This is a genomic window from Rhodococcus sp. KRD175 (assembly GCF_017168275.1).
In the GTDB taxonomy this organism is placed as follows: domain Bacteria; phylum Actinomycetota; class Actinomycetes; order Mycobacteriales; family Mycobacteriaceae; genus Rhodococcoides; species Rhodococcoides fascians.
Map to the genome: position 1 here is coordinate 597,575 of NZ_JABFAQ010000002.1, position 21,922 is coordinate 619,496.

Annotated in this window: 18 protein-coding genes, 1 tRNA gene and 1 rRNA gene; 1 reads left to right on the forward strand and 19 read right to left on the reverse strand. The window is 63.5% G+C overall.

Annotation, left to right across the window (positions count from 1 at the left end; translation table 11 throughout):
- Positions 1 to 382 precede the first annotated feature (382 nt).
- Positions 383 to 3,448, forward strand: coding sequence for a hypothetical protein (locus J1M81_RS03275; protein WP_206497574.1), 3,066 nt, complete (start codon positions 383 to 385; stop codon positions 3,446 to 3,448).
- Positions 3,449 to 4,207: 759 nt separating this feature from the next.
- Here the strand turns inward: J1M81_RS03275 and J1M81_RS03280 are convergent.
- The 19 genes from J1M81_RS03280 to rrf form a co-directional block, all read right to left on the reverse strand.
- Positions 4,208 to 4,281 (reverse strand) — tRNA-Pro (locus J1M81_RS03280).
- An 85-nt stretch (positions 4,282 to 4,366) separates the two neighbouring features.
- A complete protein-coding gene (gene der, locus J1M81_RS03285; protein WP_027497207.1) occupies positions 4,367 to 5,815 on the reverse strand; it encodes a ribosome biogenesis GTPase Der in 1,449 nt (482 codons plus the stop codon).
- Positions 5,812 to 6,495 (reverse strand): (d)CMP kinase, encoded by a 684-nt coding sequence (gene cmk / locus J1M81_RS03290; RefSeq protein ID WP_094668760.1) that lies wholly within the window; start codon positions 6,493 to 6,495, stop codon positions 5,812 to 5,814. Before cmk ends, der begins: the two co-directional genes overlap by 4 nt.
- Entirely contained in the window at positions 6,495 to 7,676 is a 1,182-nt protein-coding gene (locus J1M81_RS03295) for a pseudouridine synthase (protein WP_072692094.1), read from the reverse strand. The genes cmk and J1M81_RS03295 overlap by 1 nt, the downstream gene beginning before the upstream one ends.
- 12 nt (positions 7,677 to 7,688) lie before the next feature.
- Entirely contained in the window at positions 7,689 to 8,372 is a 684-nt protein-coding gene (scpB, locus tag J1M81_RS03300; protein ID WP_057474926.1) for an SMC-Scp complex subunit ScpB, read from the reverse strand.
- Positions 8,369 to 9,199 (reverse strand): ScpA family protein, encoded by an 831-nt coding sequence (locus tag J1M81_RS03305; protein ID WP_371128998.1) that lies wholly within the window; start codon positions 9,197 to 9,199, stop codon positions 8,369 to 8,371. Before J1M81_RS03305 ends, scpB begins: the two co-directional genes overlap by 4 nt.
- 2 nt (positions 9,200 to 9,201) lie before the next feature.
- The gene (locus tag J1M81_RS03310) at positions 9,202 to 10,221 is read right to left on the reverse strand and encodes a ParA family protein (RefSeq protein ID WP_283348434.1); all 1,020 of its coding nucleotides are present in this window, start codon (positions 10,219 to 10,221) and stop codon (positions 9,202 to 9,204) included.
- A gap of 110 nt (positions 10,222 to 10,331) precedes the next feature.
- Complete coding sequence (xerD, locus tag J1M81_RS03315; protein WP_206497575.1) at positions 10,332 to 11,246, reverse strand: site-specific tyrosine recombinase XerD; 915 nt, start codon at positions 11,244 to 11,246, stop codon at positions 10,332 to 10,334.
- Between the two features lie 5 nt (positions 11,247 to 11,251).
- Entirely contained in the window at positions 11,252 to 11,887 is a 636-nt protein-coding gene (locus tag J1M81_RS03320) for an NUDIX hydrolase (protein WP_206497576.1), read from the reverse strand.
- A complete protein-coding gene (locus J1M81_RS03325; protein WP_206497577.1) occupies positions 11,884 to 13,617 on the reverse strand; it encodes a CTP synthase in 1,734 nt (577 codons plus the stop codon). Before J1M81_RS03325 ends, J1M81_RS03320 begins: the two co-directional genes overlap by 4 nt.
- Positions 13,618 to 13,772: 155 nt before the next feature.
- Entirely contained in the window at positions 13,773 to 14,720 is a 948-nt protein-coding gene (locus tag J1M81_RS03330; protein ID WP_206497578.1) for a copper transporter, read from the reverse strand.
- Positions 14,717 to 15,901 (reverse strand): putative cytokinetic ring protein SteA, encoded by a 1,185-nt coding sequence (steA, locus tag J1M81_RS03335; protein WP_032366203.1) that lies wholly within the window; start codon positions 15,899 to 15,901, stop codon positions 14,717 to 14,719. Before steA ends, J1M81_RS03330 begins: the two co-directional genes overlap by 4 nt.
- Positions 15,902 to 15,985: 84 nt before the next feature.
- Positions 15,986 to 17,755 (reverse strand): DNA repair protein RecN, encoded by a 1,770-nt coding sequence (gene recN, locus J1M81_RS03340; RefSeq protein WP_206497579.1) that lies wholly within the window; start codon positions 17,753 to 17,755, stop codon positions 15,986 to 15,988.
- Between the two features lie 2 nt (positions 17,756 to 17,757).
- Positions 17,758 to 18,723 carry an NAD kinase gene (locus J1M81_RS03345; RefSeq protein ID WP_032366112.1) on the reverse strand — a complete coding sequence of 322 codons (966 nt, stop codon included), beginning with the start codon at positions 18,721 to 18,723 and terminating at the stop codon, positions 17,758 to 17,760.
- Positions 18,720 to 19,547, reverse strand: coding sequence for a TlyA family RNA methyltransferase (locus J1M81_RS03350; RefSeq protein WP_032372367.1), 828 nt, complete (start codon positions 19,545 to 19,547; stop codon positions 18,720 to 18,722). Before J1M81_RS03350 ends, J1M81_RS03345 begins: the two co-directional genes overlap by 4 nt.
- 1 nt (position 19,548) lies before the next feature.
- Entirely contained in the window at positions 19,549 to 19,791 is a 243-nt protein-coding gene (locus tag J1M81_RS03355; protein ID WP_032372366.1) for a hypothetical protein, read from the reverse strand.
- Positions 19,792 to 19,855: 64 nt separating this feature from the next.
- On the reverse strand, positions 19,856 to 20,845 hold the full coding sequence (locus J1M81_RS03360) for an HAD-IIA family hydrolase (protein WP_032372365.1): 990 nt from the start codon (positions 20,843 to 20,845) through the stop codon (positions 19,856 to 19,858).
- On the reverse strand, positions 20,842 to 21,723 hold the full coding sequence (locus J1M81_RS03365) for a M48 family metallopeptidase (RefSeq protein ID WP_080729252.1): 882 nt from the start codon (positions 21,721 to 21,723) through the stop codon (positions 20,842 to 20,844). The genes J1M81_RS03360 and J1M81_RS03365 overlap by 4 nt, the downstream gene beginning before the upstream one ends.
- 74 nt (positions 21,724 to 21,797) lie before the next feature.
- A 5S ribosomal RNA gene (gene rrf / locus J1M81_RS03370) occupies positions 21,798 to 21,914 on the reverse strand.
- Positions 21,915 to 21,922 lie beyond the last annotated feature (8 nt).

The following is a 21,922-nucleotide window of genomic DNA, read 5'->3' on the forward strand; positions in this document are numbered from 1 at the left end:
GGTTCGTCAACTTTGGCGGTAGACGATTCGAAGGGTGGCCCTTGTCGTGGGCGAGTTACGACAGGACTCGCCGAGCACCTACATATGAGGTTGTACGGGGACCATCACGTGAGGGTGTACACCGATAGGCGCGGCATGGGAGGCCGCGGCCGATCGCTTCGCCGATACCGCCTACGAACAGTTTGAAGACAACCTCAGCAGGCTGCCACCACAGGTCGCTGACAGACTTAGGGGCGCGGCCGAAGAAATGCGAGAGAGTGCGGCATTGCTGGCAGCCCACCTCGCACACGGCCGTCGAGCTCCGAGAGCTGTGCTGGAGACACTACTGGATAGCGATCCTCCCTGGTTGGCGGCATTTGGGCCAAGCCGAGGCCTTTTGTCAATGGCGGACTACGCGCACGCACACGAGATAAATGACCTCAGCGCAGATATCTTCGTCAAAGCCGCCGAACTAGATGCGAAGAACGCATGCCGTTACATCACGAACGGTGGTCTCGTGCTGCTGGACTCAGATAATGACAGAGCTCAGAATCTGTTTCGCCGCGCGGTCGCTATTAGCAAGGAAGTTACAGATCCGCGACTTGCGGTTGGCCTCGCAATCCTCGAACATCCCGCCAATAGCGCCAAGCCGGTCAGCCTTGCTTCCGATGTCGAGGCCTTACTCGAAGCCAGTAACGATGATTCGGTCGTGTTGAGCTTTTTGGCAAGACGCAAAGAGTTCGGACGCGATTTGAATGGTGCCGTATCAATCGCAGAGCGCGCCCAAATACTGGCGCCGAAGTCTGCTGGCGTCGCAGAAATGCTCGCCGATATACTAATCCAGCGAGCGATGTCGAATTGTAGCGTACCTGGAGACCTCAAGCGCTCACTAAGTTTGGCTCAAGCAGCAGTAGACCAGATACACGAATGGAACGGGCCAACGAAGTCGGCCCTCACCACCCTTCTCAAGTGCCTGATGGCAGCTGGCGACTTTGCTGATGTACTCAACCGTTCTTTGGCCTCTCCGCAGGGGCGGGCGACAGAAATAGAGTCTCAGCGATCCGATGTGCAAGCTGCAGCCGCGATCGCCGCTGCAGCCCTAGGAAAACTCGACCTCGCTGTCCGACTAATTGACGAGATGCCGGACGGAATCGACAAAAAGGTGGCAGCAGTTCGGATCCACACAACCGAACATTCAGAGGATGAGCAACGTCAACGTCTGACCGCCCTCTTCCCTGACCTCGACGCTGATCGTCCAGACGCCTTGCTCCGAATTGTGTTGCGGTTGAGCGATCTTGGCGTCGACGAATCGGCTCGCCTTACACCTCTGGTCGAACGTGACATAATCACGGCGAGTTGGCAACAGATAATCTCCACGAATGCTGCCGCTGTTGTGGATCTCGACGCAAATCTACCCGCGTTACGAATTCTCGCCGACACGGAGGAGTTCGCTGCAACTAAACTCGTAGAACTTTTAGCGCGCGGAAATAGGGGTGATGATGCGCAAAACGCAGCGGACAGGGCATATGGCCGCTACAGGAGTGTTGGCTTCGCAGGTCGACGGTGCGAGCTGTTGAGGAGTCTTAACCGCGGGGATGAAGCAGCTATTGTCGCGGGGGACGTCCTGTCGTCATCAACCGTCGACCCATTCAACAGACGAATCGCGCGTCGCACCATCGCACGACACTCAATTGACACCGCGCATGCTACTAACGGCGAGGCGGCGTCATCGCTTCTGCGTAGAGCCGAACGTCAAATTCTTGGGTGCATCAGTGATGGTGACGGACTAACGATCGACCCACAAGATGTTTGGCAGCTCGCAGAAGTACAGCACAACCTGGGATCTTTCATAAAGGCATACGCAACTATTTCATCATACGATCCGCCTATCAGAAACATCGACGAAGCACATCTGTGGTTCGCGATTGTCTCAAGGCAAGTCGCGCTACCACCGACAGCTTTTGCCCGCATGCTCGATCTCGCCGAACAATTTGCAGACAACGCTGGATTTAGCGCGTCTCTCCTGGGCACAGTTATCACCAGAACCCGTGATACGGGTGACGAGCCCGCCACCCAGGCTGATCACCGCCCAGAACTCGACAACGATCTCCGCCACACAGCATTTGACGCTTTGCAATCCCATATAGCTCGCCATGGCACAGCGAGTCCGATTCAAGTCCTGGACGCACATACAACCGAAACACTTATCTCCAGGATGGCCGACATCATGCGGCGAGATGACACGCCGCTCTTTGACATTTTGGAGATGCTTCACCAGGCTCGGCTACCGCTCGGGGCTCTAGCCAGTGCAGTCAGCCGTCCATACTCCGCGATCTTGGCAGTCCGTCCACTGGGCTACTACCTGGCGGCGACCGCCCGCGAGGGTGACGCAGCCGCGGAGGAGTCAGCCGTGGGATCAGCCGTCGGGTCGGACGTTGTAGCTGATGCCTCTGCCCTACTGATTGCGACTCAACTTAACGAGTACCAAAATGTGCGCGGGATGGTGCGTAATGTCTTGGTTGCTTACAGCACATTCGATGACATCGTCCGCGGCAGGCTCGACCTCGACGGACGATCAGCGGGCAGCACTTTCATTTCTTACGACTCAGCTGGTGACTCGATCGAGTTACGCCAGCTAGACCTCAACGAACATCTAGGCGCTCTCCGCCGCATGGCAATGCTGGAGGAGACTGCCTCTACCGTTCAGATCATTGCAGATGTTGACCCATCGATACTGGAAGATTTCAAGCTCTCGAGGGCATCACCATGGTTGACCCCAATTGCCCTCGCAAAGGCACGAAACGTACCGTTGTGGTCAGACGATGTGGCACAGCGTCGATTGGCTCAAGAGTACGGCGTACCTGCTTTCGGCACTATTACGCACCAGGAAAGGCGGGCTACTAACTGGCTGGAGTCGCGAACGCTTTCACCTGAAGATGTCGACGAAATCCTCGAACAGAGGAAAGACGAAACAATGCGTGCTCTATCCGCTCGGATCGCAGACGTGCCAACCGACGCGTCAACTGTGATTGCACAGGCCCGCGCCGAAGACTGGCATGTGGCCGTGGCACTGATAACAGTTGGCCGCCCCGGGTGGTGGCATTTGGCGGGCAATCCCTGGCTGGACCTGCAAGCAATATTGGGTTCAGCGGCGACAGAGTCTGCACAGGTCAACGCGTGGCGGGTGCAAGCGATGTGGGGTGTGGCACGATTAGCTGGCGACGAGCCCTCACGAATGGCGACTTTACTCGCTGCCGTTGCAATCATGCCCGAACATACCGGCGCCAACAAATACGACGTGATCAGTAATCTAAGACAAGCCCAAGAGATTGCGTCGTCGTCGAAGGCTGACAGTCCTGCGGACCACTTGGGCGAGGCGGTGACTACGCTTGCCAGCGCCGGATGTTTGGACAACGCATCGGAGCATCTCGCCCAAGTTCAGGAACTATTAACAGATGCGGGTCGGTAATCAACTCTGGGCAAGGCAATACCCAAACTCCGGATACCTTTTTCGGAACGGGGCGTTGGTGCATCGACTCGCCGCCGTTTGCAACCTGAATTAAATTGACGGGTAAGGTCACCTACTCCGTAGTTCTAAATAAAAAAGCCCAGATTCCCAGCTTTCGACTACGACCCAAGGTCGTCCTACAGCGATTTCGTGTGCTTACTAAGCTGCGTGTGCATGGCCACCGTTATCGTATCCACCCGGTTCAGTTTTAGCTTCTGAGAACCACCTTGAATTAGCCCGAATGACTCCGTCAGACACCGAACCCACGCCCACAACATGGTCACCGTTGTCGACTGCCGCATGACCTGGTCGCGGCCCTAAGCAACTCCTGGAGCAAGACCGAGTGCATTCGCTCGAAGACGAGCGTCGGGGCAGTTAATCGGTTCTCTCCGGTGGAGCAGGTCGACGGCTGGAGTATTAGCCTCGCGGATCGCAACCACAAGCGTCTTGGACGTCTCGTCACAAACCACGAACAATGGGATGTGCGCAGATCGGCGTGGACTCGAAGTATCCTTGACCGCGATTTTGCCGAATCAAGTGGCTCCGTCCGGTGACGTCCATCGAGCCCATCGCTCAGGTGCCGAGATCAAACTCGACGTCGCTTCACATGGACTCCCGCATTTCTGCGTCTTCGCCCCTGCGAGGGGTACAACGCTCCCGGCAAACAGATGACACAGGCGGCTCCGGGTTTCTTCGGAGCCGCCTGTGTCCTGCATTCTGTCGGGCTGACAGGATTTGAACCTGCGACCACTTGACCCCCAGTCAAGTGCGCTACCAAGCTGCGCCACAGCCCGCCGCACCTCGAAAGGCGCTTGCTGAGATTACCCCAGCCCTACCCCTGAGAGGAAATCGCCTGCTCAGGGGCCGGGTCGGACTAGGTCAGCGGTTGTTGCCCTTGCCTGGCCGTTCCCGCTTCTCGCGGATACGTACCGAGACGCGAACGGGGCTGCCGTCGAAGTTGAACTCTTCACGCAGACGCCGCTCAATGAATCGGCGGTAGCCGGCCTCGAGGAAGCCGGTGGTGAACAGCACGAACGTCGGCGGGCGTGTGCTGGCCTGCGTCGCGAACATGATGCGCGGCAGGCGTCCGCCACGCATCGGCGGCGGAGTGGCTGCCACGACCTCTTTGAGCCACGTGTTGAGGCGTCCGGTGGGGACACGCTTGTCCCACGACTCCAGAGCCGTCTCCAGTGCGGGAACCAGCTTCTGCACGGCGCGGCCGGTGTGCGCCGAAATGTTCACCCGCTGGGCCCACGGCACGCGCGCGAGATCGCGGTCGATTTCTTTCTCGAGCTGCTGACGACGATCGTCGTCCACCAGATCCCACTTGTTGAACGCCAACACCAGCGCGCGGCCGGCATCGGAGACCATGCTCAGCACGCGCAGATCCTGCTCCGAGATCACCTGTGAGGCATCGAGAAGCAGAATTGCGACCTCGGCTGCTTCGATCGCGGACTTGGTGCGCAGCGACGCATAGAACTCGGCACCACTGGCATGACTGACGCGCTTGCGTAGTCCGGCCGTATCGACGAATCGCCATGTCTTGCCGCCCAATTCGACCAGCGAGTCGACCGGGTCGACAGTGGTGCCTGCAACATCGTGCACCACCGAACGCTCGTCACCCGAGAGCTTGTTGATCAGCGACGACTTGCCGACGTTCGGCTTACCGACCAGAGCGACACGCCTCGGTCCCCCACCGGGGATACCTTCGCGCGGAGTCTCCGGCAGGGCCTCGAGCACACGGTCGAGCAGATCACCGGTACCGCGGCCGTGGGTGGCGGACACCGATAGCGGCTCCCCCAGACCCAGCGACCACAGTGCGGCGACCTCGGACTCGGTGCGACCGTCGTCGACCTTGTTGGCCACCAACAGAACCGGAGTCTTCGACCGACGCAGCACTCGTGCCACTGCCTCGTCCGTCGTCGTCGAACCAACGCGGGCATCGACGACCAACAGGATCGCGTCGGCGGTGTTCATCGCCAACTCGGCCTGGCGCGCAACGGACTGTTGCAGTCCCTTGGCGTCGGGCTCCCAACCGCCGGTGTCCTGCACCAGGAAGCGTCGACCACTCCAGTTCGCCTCGTACGACACGCGGTCGCGAGTGACGCCCGGGACGTCCTCGACCACTGCTTCGCGGCGGCCGATGATGCGGTTGACGAGCGTCGACTTGCCGACGTTCGGTCGGCCCACCACGGCGAGAGTCGGTACGGCTACAGCATCTTCGCCGTCCTCACCCTCGTTGAGGTCGACGTACTCCCACTCGCCCTCGTCGCTCCACGTTCCGTCGCCCGCGGTTTCCGCTGCGCCGGAGAAGAATTCTTCACTCACTGCACTGCTCCACTTCTGTCGTTCACCACGAGCAGCAAACGCTCGATCACGCCGTCGAGATCCAGCTCGCTGGTATCGACGATCACCGAATCCTCAGCGGGACGAAGCGGTGACACTGCCCTCGTCGAATCTGCATGATCGCGGCGCTGCACATCCGCGAGCACGGATTCGTAGTCGTCATCGCGACCCTGTTCGATGTTCTGTTTGTTGCGGCGCTCCGCACGCGCCTCCGGTGAGGCTGTCAGGAACACCTTCACGTCGGCGTCGGGAAGCACGACGGTGCCGATGTCGCGACCCTCCACCACAATTCGCGTCGACGAGCTGGCGAGGTCGCGCTGCATCTGCACCAAGAGCTCACGGACCGCAGGCACCGCGGACACAGCCGAGACGGCTTTGGTCACTGCGTCGCCGCGGATTTCGCCGCTGACGTCCTCTCCGTCGAGCAAGACGGTCTCCGACAGAGGATCTTTTCCGATCTCGAGGGGAAGGGCTGCAACAGCTTTCGCGACTGCGTCTGCATCGGTGGGCTCGACGCCCGAACGCAGCACCCATACCGTTGCGACGCGGTACATCGCACCGGTGTCGAGGTAGCTTGCTTCGAGTGCCGATGCGAGCCGGCGCGATACCGACGACTTACCGGTGCCCGACGGCCCGTCCATCGCCACGACGAGCGCACTCATCACAGACCTACGGATTCGTAGAGCTTGCCGATCTCGCCGCGGCCGAGAACACGCAGTGTTCCGGGACGCTGATCGCCGAGCACGATGTTGCCGACGTCGGTACGCACGAGGCGTCCCACCGGGAATCCGACCTTGTCGAACAACCGACGCACGATGTGCTTGCGGCCCTCGTGCAACGTCACCTTGACGAGCGATTTGCCGTCCGAGATATCGAGCAGCTGGAAGCCGTCGACCTTCACCGGGCCGTCGTCGAGAGTGACACCTTCGCGCAACTGCTTGCCGAGCGTGCGGGGAATCGTGCCGAACAGCGTCGCGAGATAAGTCTTGGACACCTCGTACGACGGGTGCATCAGCCGGTGAGCAAGGTCACCGTCGTTGGTGAACAACAACAGTCCCTCGGTGTCGGCATCGAGCCGACCGACGTGGAACAGACGCTGACCCGCCTGCACGCGCTCGGCGACGATGTCGCCGACGCACGGACGACCCAGATCGTCCGACATGGTGCACTGCCATCCGCGCGGCTTGTTCATCGCGAGATGAACCAGTTCTTCCTTCACGACGACACGAGTGCCGTCGACGCGAACGACGGCGATGTTCGGATCGATGCGGATGCCCTGCTCGGTGACGATGCGTCCGTCCACCTCGACGCGACCGTCGGCGATCAGCTCTTCCGCGGCCCGACGCGACGCGACACCGGCCTGCGCGAGCACCTTCTGCAACCGAACACCCTCACCGGCAGGCACGTGCTTGCGCGGGGACGAATCGGTGTACTGATGCTTCGCCGGCTTGGCGTTGCTGATGGTGGTCGCCGGAGTCTGCTTCTTCTGCGGCTTCGGCGGCTTGGGGCGCGACGGCTTCTTGCGGGGCACCGCGTCGTTGCTGCGATCGTTGATGCCCGTCTCGACGGGCTTGTTCTCGAACGATTCCCCCTGCTCGACGCCTCTGCGCGGGGCCGGTCGGCCACCGGTGCGGGGAGCGCCTGCGCGTGGTCCCCCGGTGCGAGGGGCGCCGGTTCGGGGTGCACCAGCGCGGGGAGCGCCGTCCCGGGGTGCGGCGTCGCGGGTGCGATCTCCGCGGCGTGCGTCACGCGGGGTGTCCGACCGACCTGCGGTGGGCTTCCTGCGTGGGTCTTGTCTCTTGTTACGGTCCGGTGTGCCATCACGGCGAGCGGGCTTGTTCACTTGTCTTACCTATCAGTCGTCCGAGTCGAGCTCGGCTGCCGGATCGGGTTTCGATCCGCGGTTCTTGGTGGAGCGGGTCGTTCTGGGGTCGGTGTCCATGCTGTCACTGATCTCGTCGATCAGGTCCACTCCCGGCAACAGCGGTGCCAGTTCGGGTAGATCACCGAGCGATGCGAGCCCGAGCCGTTCGAGGAACAGCTCGGTGGTGCAGTACATCGTGCCGTTCGTCTCCGGGTCCGTTCCTGCTTCGGAGATCAGTCCACGGGCGAGCAACGTACGCATCACTCCATCGACATTGACTCCACGTACGGCGCTGACTCGTGCGCGGGTCAACGGTTGACGATAGGCGATCACGGCCAGGGTTTCCAATGCTGCACGTGTGAGCTTGGACCGAGCGCCGTCGAGAAGCAGCCGTTCGACGTACGGCGCATAGGCGGTTCGGGTGTAGAAACGCCACCCGTCGCCGGCGTAGCGGAGGTCGATTCCGCTGCGGCGTTCTGTCAGTTCCGCGGCCATCCGGTTCAGTGCGGCACGTACGCGGGCCACCGAAGATCCGACGGCCGATGCCAGTTGTTCGTCGGAGGCGGGAGTATCGACGATGAGCAGAACCGCCTCGAGTGCCGACGCGAGCGTGTTGTCGTCGAGTTCGCCTGACTCGTCGACATCCTCGAGCTCGAGTTCCGGGTCGGCATTCATGCGTAGTCCTCTTCCGTGACCACGATGGGTCCTTCGTCCTTGCCGGTCCAGCTCACTCGAAGATCGCCGAGCGGTTCGGGTTGCTCGAAGGCGATCACTTGTTGCCGGAACAGTTCCAGCAACGCGAGGAAGCGCGCGATTATTTCGACCTGCACTTCGCAGTCCTGCACCAGCTCCGAGAACGATGCCCACTCGTTGAGTCCCCGACCCTGCAGGTTCTCGAGCAACCACTCTGCCTGCTCGGGGATCGAGACCGCATGCTGATGAATGTGGTCGAGGCCCACTTGCGGGATCGGCTTGGGCCGAAACGCTGCGGCTGCGATGTCTGCGAACCTGGCTGGGTCGACCCCCAGCAACACCTCGGGAATCAGATCGGCGAATCGATCTTCCACCGACACCGAGCGCGGATAACGCCGCAGCGCAGCGGCTTCCAGCTCACCGAACAGCAGCGCGACTTGCTTGTAGGCGCGGTACTGAAGCAACCGGGCGAACAGGAGATCGCGCACCTCGAGCAACGCGAGATCCTCGGCGTCCTCCACATCACCAGACGGCAGCAGACGAGCCGCCTTCAGATCGAGCAACGTCGCCGCGACGACGAGGAACTCCGTTGTCTGATCGAGTCCGACATCGGCACCGAGCGATTTGGTGAACGAGATGAAATCGTCGGTGACGGTGTGCAGCGCCACCTCGGTGACATCCATGCGGTGCTGACTGATCAGCGACAGCAGCAGATCGAACGGGCCCTCGAAGTTGAGCAACCGAACCCGAAATTTCGACGGGTCCGCGTCGGCGGGAACCTCGATCGGGGCCTCGTCGGCAGCGTCGATCGTCACGGACCCGACCGGTAGATCACCTCGCGCGCAAGAGCGCGGTACGCCTGCGCGCCGCCGGATTTGGGAGCCCAGGTAGTGATCGGCTCACCGGCGACGCTGGTCTCGGGGAACCGGACCGTGCGAGTGATCACGGTGTCGTAGACGACGTCGCCGAACACCTCGACCACCCGCGTCATCACCTCGCGCGAGTGCAGCGTGCGGGCGTCGAACATCGTCACAACGATGCCCGCCAGCTTCAGTCGCGGGTTGAGCCGATCGCGCACCTTTTCGACGGTGTCGTTGAGGAGAGCCAGGCCGCGAAGACTGAAGTACTCGCACTCCATCGGAATGAGGACTTCGTCGGCACAGGTCAGCGCATTGACCGTCAGCAGGCCGAGCGAGGGCTGGCAGTCGATGAGCACGTAGTCGTAGCGGTCGAGAATGGGGTGCAGTACCCGTCCGAGCGTCTGCTCACGACCCACCTCGGTGACCAGCTGGATCTCGGCGGCCGACAGGTCGATGTTGCTCGGCATCAGATCGAGATTGTCGACGCGAGTCCGCATGATGATGTCGTCGGCCGACACCTTCGCCTCCACGAGGAGGTTGTAGACCGTCAGATCGAGTTCGTGATGTGCGACGCCCAATCCCGCGGACAGTGCGCCCTGTGGGTCGAGGTCGACGAGCAGCACGCGACGGCCGTAACCGGCCAGCGAGGCACCGAGATTGATGGTCGACGTCGTCTTGCCGACGCCACCCTTCTGGTTGCACATCGCGATGATCTTGGCCGGGCCGTGACTGGCCAGCGGCTGCGGATCGGGAACCGGCCTCGTCTTGCGACCGGTGGGCCCGAGCTCGTTCGGAGCAGGAATGATGTCGCGTGTCTCCCGACTGGATTCCGGTTGACGTGTATGGAAAAGAGCGCCATCGCTGTGCGGATGAGACGAATGCGTTTCGCCGGTATCGGGGGTGGCGGCGTGCTGCACGCCCCACGACGGTTCCGAGGCTGACTCCGCCGCTGGCGGCTGCGGTGTCGACACGTTCCAGCGCTCCCCTGTCCCGTTCGTCTTCGAGTAGTTCACGCAAACGCTACCGCTTGACGCGACGGCATTGTCGTCGGACACGCTGACACACGATTGCCGACCGCGTGCTAGCGCGCTCGCGGGTGCGCACCCGCCCACACTTCACGCAACGTCGTGACGGTGACGAGGGTGTAGATCTGTGTCGTGGTCACCGACGCGTGGCCGAGCAACTCCTGCACGACACGGACGTCGGCACCGCCGTCGAGCAGGTGCGTCGCAAACGAGTGCCGGAGCACGTGCGGCGAGACCCCGGCCGTGATTCCGGCCCGCTGCGCGGAGTCCTGCAGCACTTGCCAGGCGCTCTGCCGCGACAGTCGACCACCGCGCACATTGAGGAACAGCGCCGGATTCGAGCGGGCGACGAGGCCCGGCCGACCGCGCACGAGGTATGCGTCGACCGCCTCGATGGCCGGCCTCCCCACCGGGACGACTCGATGTTTCCCGCCTTTACCGCGCAGGAGCACCGAGCGAGCCTCGGTGTCGATGTCGTCCACATCCAGACCGACGGCCTCGGAGATGCGCGCGCCGGTGGAGTACAGCAGTTCGAGCAGTGCCCGATCTCGCAGCCCACGCGGCGCATCGGGACCGGCGATGGACGCCGATTCCAGCAGCGCCACGACCTGGTCGACGGGCAGCGACTTCGGTAGTCGTTTGGCCGGCTGCGGCGGCTTCACCTCGATCGCGACGTTGCGCTCCACCATGCCCTCGGCCAGGGCAAAGCGGTGCAGACCACGCACGGCGATCAGCGTTCGAGCCGCCGAACTGGCTGCGAGAGCCGGGAACTCGTCGTCGCCGCGCCGGAGGTACAGCACGAACTCGGTGATGTCGTTCTCGGTCACCTTGGCCAGATCGGAAATTCCGTAACCACTCAGAAACCGCTCGTACCGCACCAGATCGCGACGGTACGACGACACCGTGTTCGGTGCCGACCCGCGCTCGACCACAAGATGATCGAGATACGTCGCAATCTGATCGCCGATCACGGTGGCTACTTTCGTGAACTCTTCCGAGACTCGAATGCCGTGGGTCGATCCGCCCACGGGGCGTCGGCCGGACGCAACTCGGTGCCGGTGGCACGAGCTGCCGCCAACGCGAGCACTCCCGACACGGCCGAGGCGTTGACGATCTCTCCTGCCAACGCACGACGGACGGCCTCGTCCATCGGCACGAAGGACAGCTCGATGTCTGCCTCCTCGTCGTGTGCCTCCGGGCGATCGACCTCACTCAGATCCTCGGCGAGGAAAATGCGTACGGCTTGGTCGGTGAATCCGGGCGAGGCCAACACGTCCACCAACACCGACCACTTCCCGGCCGCGAGACCGGTCTCCTCGGCCAGTTCGCGCTGCGCCGCCAGCACGGGCTCCTCCCCCGGCTCGTCGAGCAGGCCCGCGGGCAGCTCCCAGAGACGACGCCCGATGGGGTGCCGGTACTGCTCGATCATCGCCACGCGGTCCTGATCGTCGACGGCAAGAATGCCGACTGCGCCGTGATGCTCGATCACTTCTCGCTCGGCGCGACGCCCGTTCGGCATCGCCACCTGATCGAGCCGCAGCGCGAGGATTGCGCCGGAGTACGGAACCTCCGAACCGAGCGTCGCGAATTCGTGTCTGGAGTCCTCGCTCATCCGACGGTCTCGGCCTCGGCGTCCGACTTCTCGGCCGCAGCGGTGTCACCGTGAATGTCGACCGGCAGCCGCTCGGCAGCCTTGTACTTCAGTGCTGCGTTGATCAGCGATGCGAACAGCGGATGCGGACGGGTAGGTCGGCTCTTGAGCTCGGGATGCGCCTGGGTAGCAACGAAGAACGGGTGCACCGATGCCGGCAACTCCACGAACTCGACCAGATGACCGTCCGGGGACGTGCCGCTGAAGACCAAGCCGCTCTTGGCAATTCGATCACGGTAGACATTGTTGACCTCGTAACGGTGACGGTGCCGCTCCGAGACGTTCTCGGTGCCGTACGACGCCGCGACGACCGAACCCTTCTGCAGCGTCGCGGGGTAGGCACCGAGACGCATGGTGCCTCCGAGGTCGGCATCGCCGGCAACAGCGTCCTCCTGATCGGCCATCGTGGAGATCACCGGATCCTTGGTATCCGGATCGAACTCGGCCGAATTGGCATCGGTCAGGCCGACCGAACGAGCCGCCTCGATGACGACGCACTGCAAACCGAGGCACAACCCCAACAGTGGAATCTTGCGGGTACGAGCGAACCCGATGGCACCGAGCTTGCCCTCGATACCGCGAATGCCGAATCCGCCGGGAATGAGCACGGCATCGACATCACCCAACGCAGCCTGAGCCCCCGCAGGCGTCGAGCACTCGTCGGACGGAACCCACTTGATCTCGACCTTGGCGCGATGAGCGAATCCACCGGCACGCAGCGCCTCGGTGACCGAGAGGTAGGCGTCGGGCAGGTCCACGTACTTGCCGACGAGACCGACGCGCACGGTTTCGCGGGGCTGGTGGACGCGCTCGAGCAGTCCGCCCCAGATGGTCCAGTCGACGTCACGGAACGGCAGACCGAGCTGCCGGACGACGTAGGCGTCGAGGCCTTCCTTGTGCAACACCTTGGGGATGTCGTAGATCGACGGGGCGTCGGGTGTGGAGATGCAGCCGTCGACGTCGACGTCGCACATCAGCGCAATCTTGTTCTTGAGCCCAGGCGGCACGTCGCGGTCGCACCGCAGGATCAACGCGTCGGGCTGAATGCCGATGCTGCGCAGTGCTGCGACGGAGTGCTGGGTGGGCTTGGTCTTGAGTTCACCGGACGGTGCCAGGAACGGAACCAGCGATACGTGCAGGAAGAACACGTTGTTGCGGCCGACGTCGTGACGGACCTGCCGCGCCGCTTCGAGGAACGGCTGCGATTCGATATCGCCGACGGTGCCGCCGATTTCGGTGATGACGACGTCCGGCTGGTGGCCCTGGAGGTCGGGACCGTTCATGGCCAGGATGCGACGTTTGATCTCGTCGGTGATGTGCGGAATGACCTGAACGGTGTCGCCGAGGTACTCGCCGCGACGCTCCTTGGCGATGACCGTCGAATAGACCTGGCCGGTGGTCACATTGGCGAATCCGGACAGATCACGGTCGAGGAAGCGCTCGTAATGGCCGACATCGAGGTCCGTCTCCGAGCCGTCCTCGGTGACGAAGACTTCACCGTGTTGGAACGGGTTCATCGTGCCGGGATCGACGTTGAGATACGGATCGAGCTTCTGCATGGTCACGCGCAAGCCGCGTGCGGTCAGTAGCTGGCCGAGGCTGGACGCCGTCAGACCTTTTCCGAGCGAAGACGCGACGCCTCCGCTGACGAAGATGTGCTTGGTGTCGGAACGCGACTGAAGGCGTGACAATGAGGCTCCCGTGACGAGTCTGCAGGGCTTGCTCCTATCAGGGGGCTGATAAGAGAGGTAAAGCGTGGAAATTGGGCCTGCTACCCACGGGACTTCACGGTAACACCAGTACGTACCTCACCGCCAACGACACGCGTATTCGACGCGAGAGCCGATCAGCTCACCGGCGCTCCCACGGTGACGGCGTTCGCGTTCGCTCCGGTGCCGTAGCGGCCCGACGCACCGTCCAGTTGCTCCGCCAGGGCGAGAACCGTGGTGATTCGGCCTGCTTCACGATCCACGTTGTCCACCGTGCTGAGCGCAGACGACAACGCCGAGTCGGCTCGTACTACTGCGATCGAGCCGTTGCCCTCGGCCGCACCGGAACGACCTGCCAGTACCGCACCTGCTCCACGTGAATCGAGAGCTCCGGCGAAGCGAGCGACGATGGCACCGCGGTTGCCGTCCTCGACATCCGAGGCACCCGAACCGGTGACCACCACGGCCAACTGCGCCGGCGCGACCGCACCGTTGTCGTAAGCGATGAACCCGCCGCTACGCAACGTCTCGAGCGCGAGAGACAGCTCCTCGGGGGTCGATTGCGGCTGCGCCGTCTGCGCATTGAGCAGCAACACCGAGCCCAGCAGGTCGCCCGCCAGACTTCCCTGGTCGACCGCCCCGGTACGCAACTGCACACCGGCCGGAATGACGTTGGTCAGTCGCGTGCGCAGATCGTCGCCGTTCGCCGCGGACACGAACGAATCCGTCAGCGACACCCGACCCGTGACCGTGGCACCGGACGCCCCGATCGAACGCGTGACTCCGTCGACATCGCCGGGATCTGCATCGGGCGTGGTGATGACCACGACACTGCGATCGACGAGGGTGTCTCGGAGTACTCGACCCGAGACCGCCGCATCGAAACCGTCGGCCGAGTTCAGCTGCTCGCCGAGCTGATTGTTGGTCGACTGCAGATCGTCGACCTGATTCTCGAGACCCGTCTTGTCGTCTCGCAGACCCGAGACCAGTCCGCTGGACAGCAGGCCCGAGCCGAGGACGATGCCGATGGCCAACGCAACGAACACGGAAGCCAGCGAAATGGCATGTTGGCGAAGCGAAATCACGAAAGCAACCCCTGGAACCACAGTGCGAATCGGTTCCACAGATCGATCGCCCAATCCAAGGATTCGCCGCCGATGTTGGAGACGGCCAACGCCACGATCACCGCAACGAGCGCAGCGAGAATGAGCAGGGCAATTGCACCGCCCGACACGCGGCTTCGGTACAGCGTGGCCACCGCCTTGGCGTCGACCAGCTTGGCACCGACCTTCAGACGCGTCATGAACGCGGCCGGGTTGGTGTTGCGTCGTCCGCGATCGAAGAATTCGTCCAGGCTTGCCGGGCTACCGACCGACACGATCAGCGACGCACCGTGGTGGTCGGCCAACAGTAGTGCGAGGTCTGCAGCAGCACCGGTCGCCGGGAAGGTCATGGCACCGATACCGAGATCCTGGATGCGTTCGAGACCTTGCGCGTGTCCGTCCGAATCGGCCGGAAGTACCACTTCTGCACCACATTTGAGTGTCTGCGCCGTGACGTCCTCCGGATCGCCGACGATCAGATCCGGGCGGTGTCCCGCTTTCATCGCTGTGTCCGCGCCCGCACCGACGCCGATGATGACGGGCGAGTACTCCTTGATGAACGGCTTCAGATTCTTCAGGTCCTCCGCGTGCCCCGGCCCGTCGGCAACGATCACGACGTGACGACCCTTGAGGTCGATGTCGATGTCCGGTACCCCGACGCCGTCGATCAGCAACGGACTCTCGGTCCGAATGAACTCGATCGTGTTGCCCGAGAACGCTTCCAGATGGTCGACCAGCCCGGTCTTGGCCTCGATCATCTTGTCCGAGATCTCGGCTTCGCTCTGCTCCTCACCCTTGGCGAGGCGGCGATCGCCGGTGTAGACGCCACCGTCGTTGAGCCGGATCTTGGTGCCGTCCTTGATCTTCTTGAAGATCTCGGTGCCGGCCGAGTCGATCAAGGTGATCCCGTTGGCGACGATGACCTCGGGGCCGAGGTTGGGATAGCGGCCGGAGATCGACGGCGACGCGTTGACGACCGCGAGCACCCCGGCCTCGACGAGCGCATCTGCGGTCAACCGGTCCAGATCGAGCTCGTCCAGAACGACGATGTCGCCGGGGCCGACCCGCTTGAGCAGCTTGGCCGTGTTGCGATCGACTCGCGCGATCCCGGTGATTCCGGGCAGCGAATCCTGACTACGTGACAGCAGTGCCGGCATCTTCATGCCCACCATGATGACCCGATCGACACGCCCGGCCATGGAGGCGCGCCGAAACAACTACCACACTGATCACATCAGCACCAAAAGTTACAGGGCGGCTCGATCCGCGTTTGCGGTGGCCAACAGCTCTTCGGCGTGTGCGCGACCGGTCTCGGTGTCGTCGAGCCCAGCGAGCATCCGGGCGAGTTCGACGACGCGTTCCGAGGACGACAGCGTCCGGACTCCGCTGTTCGCCGCCCCCTTCTTGGCGTCGGTCTTGTCCACCACCAGATGCGTGTCCGCAAACGCAGCCACCTGCGGCAGGTGGGTGACGACGATGACCTGATGGGTACGAGCCAACCGACCGAGCCGACGACCGACCTCGACCGCTGCCCGACCACCGACTCCGGCGTCGACCTCGTCGAACACCATCGTCGCGCCCTTGTCGGAACCCGCCAGCACCACCTCGAGCGCCAACATCACCCGCGAGAGCTCGCCGCCCGACGCGCTCTTGCTGATCGGCAACGCCTGGGCGCCGTCGTGCGCGGACAACCGGAACTCGACCTCCTCGACCCCGGTACTACCCGCATGCAACTCGGTACCGTCGACGACGATCGGTGCCGTGTCCGACGGTCCGGCCGGCAGCGATCGAACATCTATCTGCAGCTTGGCTTTTCCCATCGCCAGTCCGGCCAGCTCGACGCTGACGGCTTTGGACAGCTTCGTCGCCGCTTTCGACCGGGCAGCGCTGAGCTTGGACGCGGCCGCCGCTACATCGACCGCAGCCGACTCGACACGCGCACTCAGCTCCGCGAGCGCGTCGGCAGAGGTATCGATCCGAGACAAACGTTCGCGAGCGTCCTCGGCCCACGCGATGACACCGTCGACGTCGGCGGCGTACTTGCGCGTCAAAGACTTCAGCTCGGCCTGCCGGTTCAGGATCGTGTCGAGAGCTCCTGGATCCGACGGGAGATCCGACAGATACGTGGTCAGGTCGGCACCGACGTCGCCGACGACGGCCATCGCGTCGTTCAACCGGGGCAGCAGTTCTGTGAGAGCAGCATCGTCGGCGTGTTCGAGACGCGATCGTGCCTCGCCCAACAGATACAGCGCAGACGTGGTGTCCGACGCCTCCTCGGTACTCCCGACGAGAGCCGCGGCGGCACCCTCGGCGGTTTCCCGCAGCGAATCGAGGTCGCCGAGCCTGCGCACATCCTCGGCCACGGAGCGATCCTCACCCGGCTCCGGTGCCAGGGAGTCGATCTCCTGCAGGCCGAACTGCAGCCGGTCCGCTTCCTGAGCCAATTCACGGCTGCGTTCGGTGCGGTCGATCAATTCGTTGCGTGCGTCGAGCCACGTCTTACGGGCGGCGCGATACTTCGCCACCAGAGAGGCAACCGAATCACCGGCGAATCTGTCGAGTGCACCGAGTTGCTGATCGGGGCGCAGCAGCCGCAACTGATCGTTCTGGCCGTGCACTGTCAGCAGCGAATCGGTGAAGTTCGACAGCACCGATGCGGGGACGCTTCGTCCACCCAGATGTGCACGTGAGCGGCCGTCCGAATTGACCGTTCGCACGGCGATGATCGAATTGTCTTCGTCGCGTTGACCTCCCGAGGATTCGAGCACCTTCTCGACGTCCTCGATCACCTGTTCCGAGGCGGTGTCGGTGCTGAATCGACCCTCGACCACGGCCCTTTGGGCACCGAGCCGCACCCGACCTGCATCGGCGCGTGCACCCGACAGCAGATGCAAGCTGGTGACCACCATCGTCTTGCCCGCACCGGTCTCGCCGGTGAGAACCGTCAACCCCTCGTGAAATTGTGCGCTCGCACCGGAGATGACTCCGAGGCTGTCGATCCGAATCTCTTCGAGCATCCCTACCTCGCTCTCCCCCGCCACCCGGTCACGGGCAGTTCGAATTTCTTGACCATGCGATCGGCGAACGGTGCCGAATCCAGGCGAACCCACTTGATGGGCGATGCTCCCCGCACGACCTCGACGCGTGCTCCCGCCGGCAACCCCAATGTGCGGCGGCCGTCGCAGAACACGAAACCATCGTGTCCGCCGGCATCGATCTCGACGGCGATGATCGACTCGGGGCTGGTGACGAGCGGACGCGCGAAGAGGGCATGGGCGTTGCTCGGGATGACCAGTATGGCTTCGAGTTCCGGCCACACCACCGGCCCGCCTGCAGAGAACGCATATGCCGTCGACCCCGTGGGTGTCGACACGAGCACTCCGTCGCAGCCGAACGCGGAGACCGGACGCCCGTCCACTTCGAGAACGACCTCGAGGACCCCGAGCCTGGAACCGTTCTCGATGCTCGCCTCGTTCAAGGCCCACCCACGCTCGACGACCTGGTCGCCCACTCGGATGGCAATGTCCAGCGTCATCCGCTGTTCGATGCGATAGTTGCCGGCCATGACACGCGCCAGCGCGTCCTCGAGATGGTCGGCCTCGGCCTCCGCGAGAAACCCCACGTGGCCGAGGTTGATACCGAGAACCGGGATGTCGGCCGCCTGTGCGAGCTCGGCTGCGCGCAGGAACGTTCCGTCACCGCCGAGAACCAGAACCATCTCGCACCCGGCGGCCGCATCGGGACCGAACTCGACGACGTTGAGCCTCATGTCCGCCACGAACACATGGTCGTGTTCCTCGGTGTCCGATGCCTCGATCTTGGACGGTTCCACTTCGTCGACGAGAACCCGCAGGCAGATGCCTGCTTCGTCGAACACTTTGCCCACTCGGCGCGCCGTCTCGGCGATGTCGGGCCGGCCGGGGTGTGCGACGAGAAGAATCTCCCGAACGGACTCCTGTGTCGGTGCTGCATGGGACGGAGTCACTGTGGTCCTTCCTCGATCGCGTGACGGACCAACTCGGTGACGTCCACGTCGGTACGCGGCGAACCGTCACCTGCGCCCGCCTTCAGCCACAAAAAGTACTCGACGTTGCCCGAAGGTCCCGGCAGTGGGCTTGCGGCGACCGCCTCGACTCGCAGGTTCGACGCAAGCGCGGCATTCGCGACGTCCTCGACGGCCTCCGCCCGCAGCGCCGGGTCTCGCACGACGCCGCCGGAACCGACACGATCCTTGCCGACCTCGAATTGAGGCTTGACCATCAACACCATGTCGGTACCCGACGTGGAGCACGCGACGAAAGCGGGAAGAACGAGTTTCAGAGAGATGAACGACAGGTCTGCCACGATGACGTCGACCGGGCCCCCGATCGTGTCGGCATCTATCGAACGCACATTGGTGCGATCGATGACGTGCACGCGTTCGTCGGATTGCAGCCGCCACACGAGCTGGCCGTAACCCACGTCGACCGCAACGACCTCGCGCACACCGCGACTGAGCAGAACGTCGGTGAAACCTCCCGTGGAGGCACCGGCGTCGAGACACCGCGCGTTCTCGACGGTCAGACCCAGTGGCTCGAACGCGTCGAGGGCACCGAGCAGTTTGTGCGCGCCGCGAGACGCCCAGCTGATTTCGTTGTCTTCCTCGGCCACCAACAGCGGAGTGCCCGGCTCGACGGCGGTAGCGGGCTTCGAAGCCACGGTTCCGGCAATCTTCACCCGGCCTGCTTCGATGAGTTCGGAGGCGTGTTCACGAGATCTGGCCAATCCACGACGGACCAGTTCTGCGTCGACACGTGCGCGACGGGCCACGTCAGGTCTTGTCGACGGTCGTCAAGGCCCGAACCAGCACTTCGTGGGCCCGGTCCAGCACACTCGCATCACGCGCCAGGGCGTCGGAATCGACGGCCTCCGAGTCGAGGCCTGCCTCCGACCCGATGGTGAGCTGCGCGAGCAGCGACGACATCTCGGCCCTGATGCTGTCCGGATCTGCGGACGACTGTTCGCCGGCCGCGTTCGGCCGGTGTTGTCCTGGGAGTGGAATCGACGCGCTCATCACCTCTCACGCTATCGGATGGGTCCGACCAACGCCCGCTCGCGGCCGACTGCACGAACCCGTGTCAACAACCCAACAACGAGCGCAGATCGGCGAGTCCATCCCCGTCGAAGCGAACGTCCGAGAATTCCGAACCCGACCACGCAATATCGAGGACGGCGAGCAGACCCTCGAAGGCATCCATCTCGGCAGCACCCTCGAACCGCACGGACAGGACCTCGTCGTCGATGCCGACCGTCCAGCCATCCTTACCGGCTACCTCGGACGCCGACTCGTCCTTGTTCAGAACCCCGAGATCACTACCGATGTGAGTGGGACGCAGGTGCTTCGGAGCACGAAGCAACTCTGCAGCGGTACTGACACCCGTCAGGACCAACAGCGACGGGAGGGCAGCTTCGTTCGCGCCTGCTATATCGGTATCGAGCCGGTCCCCGACCACGAGCGCCGACTTGGCACCACTTCGCTCGACGGCGTCACGCATGATGGGAGCCGCGGGCTTGCCTGCAACGATGGGCTCGACGTCGGTGGCATTGCGCACTGCTGCCACCATCGAACCGTTGCCGAGAACGAGGCCGCGCTCGGTCGGAAGAGTCGCATCGACGTTGGTCGCGACCCACAGCGCGCCCGCACGCACAGCCAGCACCGCCTCGGCCAACATGGGCCACCCTGTATCGACCGAATGTCCCTGAACCACCGCAACCGGCTGGTCGTCGGCAGAGCGCACCGGCGTCAATCCCACCTTCTCGATCTCGGTCGCCAAGGCGTCGGTACCGACGACGAGGACGCGTGAGCCAGGATCGAGTCTGTCCGCGAGTACTCGGGCTGCTGCTTCGGAACTGGTGACGACAAATTCCGCTGTGGTGTCGAAACCGAGTTCGCGGAGGTGTTCGGCGACATCGCTCGGTGCGCGACTGGCATTGTTGGTGACGAAGAACTGCTTCTCGGAACCACCCGAAAGCGCCTCCACTGCACCCGGAATGGGTTCCTTGCCGGCGTAGACGGTGCCGTCGAGGTCGAGCAGCAGAACGTCGTGGGCGTCGCGCAGTAATGTCACCGACTGCCCCCGGACAACTCCTCGACCCGCTCTTCTGCGTCGGTTTCTCCATCGACATCCGCCGCGGCAGCGTTGAGGAACCACTTCACACCTTCGTCGACGCGACCGGCAGCAACGAGCGCATCGGCGTAGACGTAGAACAGACGAGCCGCAGCCGTACCCGACCGGGACGCGTCGAGATCGGGAGTCTGGAGGGTGACGACGGCCTGGTCGTACTGGTTGAGATCCATGCGAGCGCCGGCAACGACGATCCGAAGTTCCGACGCCTCTTCACCGGTCAGTTCCCGCGCTTCGTCGCTGCGACCGAGTTCGATGGCCCGCTCGGGGCGCCCGAGTCCGCGTTCGCAGTCGGCCATGACCGCGATGAGGCCGGGGCCGCCGGCCATTCGACGTGCCGCCCGCAGTTCCGACAGAGCCTCCGCCCATTCACCCGCGTGATACGCCGCGATACCGGCTGTCTCGCGTACGACGGCAATGCGGCCGGCCCGCTGACGAGCAGCGCGCGCGTGCAGCAGCGCCAACTGCGGATCGTCGTCGAGCAGGCGGCTGGTCATCACGAGGTGACGGGCCACAGCAGTGGCATTGTTCTTGTCCAAGCTCAGCAGATCCCGGCGCACTGCCGGCTCCAGCTGCCCGGCTTCGACCTCGTCGGGCAGATCCGGCTCGTCTGGCCGCGGGGGTCGACGGTCGGACGATGCGCTGTTCCCGCGGCGATCGCCGGAGAACCCACCTTCCCCACCACGCCTGCGGGGAGGACCGTCCGAACGACGCGGGTCGGCGCGACGGTCCTGAGCGCGGGGGTTGCGATCTCGGGACTCGTTGGGGCGATTGCCACCGTCTGCTCGGGAGGGGCGACGATCGTTGTTGTCTTCCGACACGGGCGTCCTTTCGGATTTTCGGGTACAAACGCAAAAAGGGGACCCACCAAGTGGGTCCCCTTCTTACAACGGGTGTTCGGCGGTGTCCTACTCTCCCACACCCTGTCGAGTGCAGTACCATCGGCGCTGGAGGGCTTAGCTTCCGGGTTCGGAATGGGACCGGGCGTTTCCCCTCCGCTATGGCCGCCGTAACTCTGCG

What these genes read in the sequence shown, in the direction of transcription:
- J1M81_RS03275 (WP_206497574.1), top strand. Translation starts at nt 383, where the DNA reads ATGGCGGACTACGCGCACGCACACGAGATAAATGACCTCAGCGCAGAT.
- cmk (WP_094668760.1), bottom strand. Translation starts at nt 6,495, where the DNA reads ATGAGTGCGCTCGTCGTGGCGATGGACGGGCCGTCGGGCACCGGTAAG.
- scpB (WP_057474926.1), bottom strand. Translation starts at nt 8,372, where the DNA reads ATGAATGCCGACCCGGAACTCGAGCTCGAGGATGTCGACGAGTCAGGC.
- J1M81_RS03320 (WP_206497576.1), bottom strand. Translation starts at nt 11,887, where the DNA reads ATGAGCGAGGACTCCAGACACGAATTCGCGACGCTCGGTTCGGAGGTT.
- steA (WP_032366203.1), bottom strand. Translation starts at nt 15,901, where the DNA reads ATGAAGATGCCGGCACTGCTGTCACGTAGTCAGGATTCGCTGCCCGGA.
- recN (WP_206497579.1), bottom strand. Translation starts at nt 17,755, where the DNA reads ATGCTCGAAGAGATTCGGATCGACAGCCTCGGAGTCATCTCCGGTGCG.
- J1M81_RS03355 (WP_032372366.1), bottom strand. Translation starts at nt 19,791, where the DNA reads ATGAGCGCGTCGATTCCACTCCCAGGACAACACCGGCCGAACGCGGCC.